At 65.7% G+C, this 4,547-nt stretch carries 5 protein-coding genes and 1 pseudogene; all 6 read right to left on the bottom strand.

Features of this window, described 5'->3' with window-relative positions:
* Nucleotides 1-584 (bottom strand): annotated as a pseudogene (locus WB785_RS15145) (hypothetical protein); the annotation flags it as partial.
* A 248-nt stretch (nt 585-832) separates the two neighbouring features.
* On the bottom strand, nt 833-2,371 hold the full coding sequence (locus WB785_RS15140) for a polyamine aminopropyltransferase (protein WP_424080144.1): 1,539 nt from the start codon (nt 2,369-2,371) through the stop codon (nt 833-835).
* Nucleotides 2,368-2,823, bottom strand: coding sequence for a DUF350 domain-containing protein (locus tag WB785_RS15135; RefSeq protein WP_424080143.1), 456 nt, complete (start codon nt 2,821-2,823; stop codon nt 2,368-2,370). The genes WB785_RS15140 and WB785_RS15135 overlap by 4 nt, the downstream gene beginning before the upstream one ends.
* A gap of 22 nt (nt 2,824-2,845) precedes the next feature.
* A complete protein-coding gene (locus WB785_RS15130) occupies nt 2,846-3,277 on the bottom strand; it encodes a DUF4247 domain-containing protein (protein ID WP_424080142.1) in 432 nt (143 codons plus the stop codon).
* The gene (locus tag WB785_RS15125; protein ID WP_424080141.1) at nt 3,274-3,768 is read right to left on the bottom strand and encodes a DUF2617 family protein; all 495 of its coding nucleotides are present in this window, start codon (nt 3,766-3,768) and stop codon (nt 3,274-3,276) included. Before WB785_RS15125 ends, WB785_RS15130 begins: the two co-directional genes overlap by 4 nt.
* Before the next feature lie 4 nt (nt 3,769-3,772).
* Nucleotides 3,773-4,381: a DUF4178 domain-containing protein gene (locus tag WB785_RS15120; protein WP_424080140.1), complete on the bottom strand. Its 609-nt coding sequence runs from the start codon at nt 4,379-4,381 to the stop codon at nt 3,773-3,775.
* Between the last annotated feature and the right edge of the window lie 166 nt (nt 4,382-4,547).

The raw sequence follows: 4,547 nt of genomic DNA, 5'->3' as shown, positions 1-4,547 counted from the left end.
GTCCAGCTGTAGCCGTTACCGCCGTTACCGAAGAACGCCCCACCGTCCTGTCCATTGGGGTCGCCCGCCGTGCCGTCAGCGCCGTTACAGATATACCCGCAGGTGTTCGCCACCGCGCTGGGGTCGGCCTGCGCCGCCCATGTGTTGAGCGAGTTGTCGACCTGCTGGCCAAACGGGCTGTTAATCCAGTCCTGCTCGAGCCCATGGATAAACGAGGTGGCTGGATCGGCCGTCGTCGCCGCAGCAGTGTCGGGAACCGCGACGGCGCTCGAACCCACGCCGGACAGATCACTGACCACGGTGTCCCACCCACCGGGGGACCACAGCCCGCTCAGCGCCGCGTCCCACAGGCTGGGGTCGACGACCTCGGTGGGGCTGATCCCGATCGAGGTGGCAATGGCCGGTTCGAGGAGCGCATCGATCAAATCGGCCAGCGGATCAGCCTGAGCGCTGGGCGCCGCTGCCAGCGGGCCCAGCCCCAACGCCAAAAACGCCCCGGCGCTGCCGCCCAGACCGACCGCGCGACGTCGGGCCTTGGACTTGCCCGATCGTTGATTTCCCTTCGAAGAGCGCCGACCAGCCATCGCGCCGTCTCCTGCCGCCGAGGGTATTCTACTTAGGTCGAATTAAGGTAGCTCTTAACCTGTGACGGCAGGCCGAAACGGGCAATATTGCTGAGTCAACGTTGGTTGGCACCTGGCTCGAGACTATTGACGCTGTTCAGCCTGAATTCGCGCCCCGCGCGGTCACCAGGGAAATTATTTTGCTGGTCAATATAATCGTTCTCATCAGATTTTAAGCTTGAGGCGCTTCCATGAGGCCTAGGTGGTGACTAGTCGTAGCCATGGCGCATGTCCTCGACGACGCGTGGATGTTCCAACGTCGAGGGATCGAGTGTGCGCGGCCGCACGTCGGGGGCAAACACGGTGGCCGCGTCGAGCACCGACTGGTTGAGGAAACGCAGCGGTGGCGCGTTGGGCGGCATCGTGGGTCGCGGCGGCGAGTTACCGCGACGCGCTAAAGCAAACCCCCAGTCGCCGAACGTCGGGACATACACGTGATAGGGCGTGACCGCGTAGCCGGCGGACTCGATCGTGGAAACCGTTCGCCAGAACGCAATCTGCGTCGAATACGGGCTGCCCGCCTGCACCACCATCAGCCCGCCGGGCGCCAGCGCACGCGAAACCAGCGCATAGAACTCAGTCGAATACAACCGGCCCAGCACCGGGGTGTCCGGGTCGGGGAGATCCACGATCACCGCGTCGAAGGATCCGTGGTGCCGCCCGCGCAGCCAGGTCATCGCATCATCGGTGATGACCCGCACTCGCGGGTTATCCAACGAGCCACCATTCGCGGATCGCATTGTGGTGCGGGCTAGTTCGACGACCGCCGAGTCGAGCTCGACTTGCACGATCTTGTCGACGCCGGGCTGGCGCAGCAGTTCTCGGGCGGCCAGGCCGTCGCCGCCGCCGAGCACCAGCACCGAGTGCGCGCCCGCGCTGAGCGCGGGATAGACCAGGCTCTCGGTATAGCGGTACTCGTCGCGGGTGGAGAACTGCAAACCGCCGTCCAGATACAGCCGCATGTCGTTACCGCGGCGGGTCACCACAATCTCTTGGTAAGCCGACTGCCGGTGGGCGATGATCGGATCGGCGTAAAGCCGCTGACGGCTGGTCATCTCGATGTCCGCAGCACGCACCAGCAGCGTGGCAAGCAGCGCGAGCGACACGGCCAGCGCGCACAGCGCCGTGATCAGCTGGCGCGCGCTAACCACTTGTCGCAGTAGGAAAATCGCGACGATCGTCGCGGCGACCAGATTGATGATGCCGGTGGCCGCCGCGCCGCGGATCATGCCCAGCTGCGGCAGCAGCAAGAACGGCCACAGCAGTCCGCCGATCAGCGCCCCCAGATAGTCGGCGGCGGTGAGATTGGCCAATGTTCGGCCGGTGTCGGTGGGGCCGGAACTGCGGCCGCGTTGCAACATCGTCATCAGCAGCGGCACCTCGGCGCCGACCAGACCGCCGATCAACGCAGTGCCCAGCGCCAGGACCAGCAACGATCCGCCGATGAACGAGAACATCACGTACAGCGCCGCCGCGGACAGACCACCGATGATGCCGAGCAGCGCCTCAACCGCGATGAAGGTGATCGCCGCGCGCGCCAGCAGCGGTTTGACCAGCAGGGCGCCCGCTCCCAGTGCGGCGATGTAGCCCGCGACGATCAGCGACGTGGCGACGATGCCACCGCCGTTGAGGCTCGCCGACAACGTCAGCAGCGCGAGTTCGTAGATGATGCCGCACGCCGCGCACGCCGCGACCGCGGCCAGCAGCACCGCCCGCCAGCGCCCGGAAGATTCGGCAAACGACGTCATGACAGCGCGGCGGCGGTCACCCCTCCTACGGCCAGCAGCATCACGGCCGTCGCGAACGCCGCTGGATGCAGCTCCGGCTCGTCGACATGCTGATGGAAGTTGCCCGGTATCACCAAGTGCATGGCCAAAATTGCGACCCCTTGCAGGATCACGCCCATCAGCCCGTACACCGCCACCCCGATCAGTCCCTGACCGAGTTGGCTGTAGCTGTTCGTGATCGCGCTGATGATCACAGCGGCCAGCGCGATGTAGTTTGCGCAGGCAAGTATGACGGCGTTGGGGCGACGGTCAATGAAGACCATTTGGCGCAGCTTCCCCGGAGTGAGCACATCGACCACGATGAACCCGAGAACCAGGACGGCCATGCCGACGACGAAGTACAAGATAGTGGCGACAACGCCTTTGACGACCGGGTTGAGGTCGATTGTTCCCAGTTCGAGCGCCAGGTACATGACTATCTCCTTTGTTTACGGGTCATTTGGTCCCGCCCGGTCCACCGGAACTGCCGCCGGTGCCGCTGGACGGGGCTCCCGGGTAGAAGCCGGGCCCGAGAAAGATGAACGCGCCGTGGCTGTATCCGGCGCTCAAGTCCTCGACCCGGATGCTGCAGGGGTGCGGGCCGTCCGGGCCGACTGAGACAATCGCGTCGTTGTAGCGCAGGAACTGGGTGCCGGCGCTGGATGCCCGGGCTGCTGGGCTCTGATAGCCGGCGAGCGTGTCCGCAACCTTGGAAGGCGATCCGTCGCAAACGTAACGTTTTCCGCCCGCATCGTGGGCGTATTCGCGATAGTGGTCGGCCACATATGCGCGGATATCCTTGTGCAGCAATGTGACCCCGCCGATCAGGCTGCCGAAGGAGGCGATGAGCAGCACGACGGCCATGATGAACAGGCGATTGCGGGTCATGGGCGCCACCGGCTGGCGGTGTAGACGATGGTGCCGCCGGACGCGGCGGGATAGAGGTGCCAGGTTTGCCAGCGCCACCCGTCGCCGTCGGGCTCGGCGGACAGTGCGGTCAGCGCGGCATCGTCGCCGGGGAAAGTGCCGCCCAGCCAACCGGTTTCACGTGCGCAGCGTTCGCTTAGGCGGTGCGCGAGTCGGCGGAATGTCGGCTCGTCGTGGACCTCGGTGCGGGACTCGAGGTGATACCCGGGCGCCTCGGTGCGCTCGGGCAGCTCGCCGCTGAGATCGCACGAAACCTGTTCAGAGAAACCCCCTTTGGCGTGTTCGACGGTGATCACGTGCGACGCGCCGAGGACTCCGAGCACCAGCGCGCCGCCGTCGGGGTGGTCCAGTCGGTAGGCGGCCAGCGGGGGAGGCGCGGGCGCATTGAGCGCCAGTCCGAGGCCCGCTCCGCTGACGTCGGCCGGGGATACGGCCAGCTGATGAAGCGGCATCGGCTTAGGTGGCGGCGGGGGGAGCGGGATAGACGGTGAGCTCGCCGGTCAGCACCGACTTGCCCGTCGAAACCTCCCACGGCATGTCCGGCGCCCAGCGTTCGAAGGAGAGCAGCTCGGTTTCGTCGGCGTTGGCGTAGTCGACGAAGTTCATGTCGCCGCCGGCCGGTAGGCCCGTCGTGCCCTCGGTGGTGTATCCGGCATGGCCGCGTTCGGACTCTTTGTAGGTGACGCCGTCGACGATGTGCTCGCCGCCGGGCTGCAACTGAAGATCCTTGCGGCTCACCCACATCGCCAACTTGAGCCGGCCGTCGTCCTCTTCGACGCTGAACCACAGCGGCTTGTCGCCGCCTTCCAGCAGGTGCTCCCACCACACGAACGGACCCTCGCGGTAGGTGACCGAGCCGCGCACCACGTAGTCGACGCCGCCATAACTGACGATTGCACCGGGGCCGAGTTGCCTGGGCCCGAATTCCTGTGTCGCGGTGAACTTGAGCGGATCCTGGCGTCCGCTATCGGCTTTCGGCGTTTTGGGACGCCGCAGCGCCACCACGAAAATGACGATGGCCGCGCCGAAGAGCATGGCGGCGAGCACCAGCAGCACTGTTCCCACCGCACACCCTTCCGTCGCCCCGACCGCGCGGATCAGTAGTGCGGCTAACCTAGCAGCTTTCGTATTGTCGGGGCGCAGTATCAGACGGAGGAGAAGACCGGGCGCTGCATGGATATTCCATCGGTCTGCTCGGTCGAGTGGTCGACTGGGCGGTTCATCTTTCGCA

This window comes from Mycobacterium sp., from assembly GCF_049585075.1.
Lineage (GTDB): Bacteria > Actinomycetota > Actinomycetes > Mycobacteriales > Mycobacteriaceae > Mycobacterium.
The sequence above is the reverse complement of the archived record's forward strand: the minus strand, read 5'-3'. Positions and strand labels throughout refer to the sequence as shown.

Excerpts from the sequence above, each read along its gene's own strand:
- WB785_RS15130 (WP_424080142.1), bottom strand. The coding sequence starts at position 3,277 with ATGACCCGCAATCGCCTGTTCATCATGGCCGTCGTGCTGCTCATCGCC.
- WB785_RS15140 (WP_424080144.1), bottom strand. The coding sequence starts at position 2,371 with ATGACGTCGTTTGCCGAATCTTCCGGGCGCTGGCGGGCGGTGCTGCTG.
- WB785_RS15135 (WP_424080143.1), bottom strand. The coding sequence starts at position 2,823 with ATGTACCTGGCGCTCGAACTGGGAACAATCGACCTCAACCCGGTCGTC.
- WB785_RS15125 (WP_424080141.1), bottom strand. The coding sequence starts at position 3,768 with ATGCCGCTTCATCAGCTGGCCGTATCCCCGGCCGACGTCAGCGGAGCG.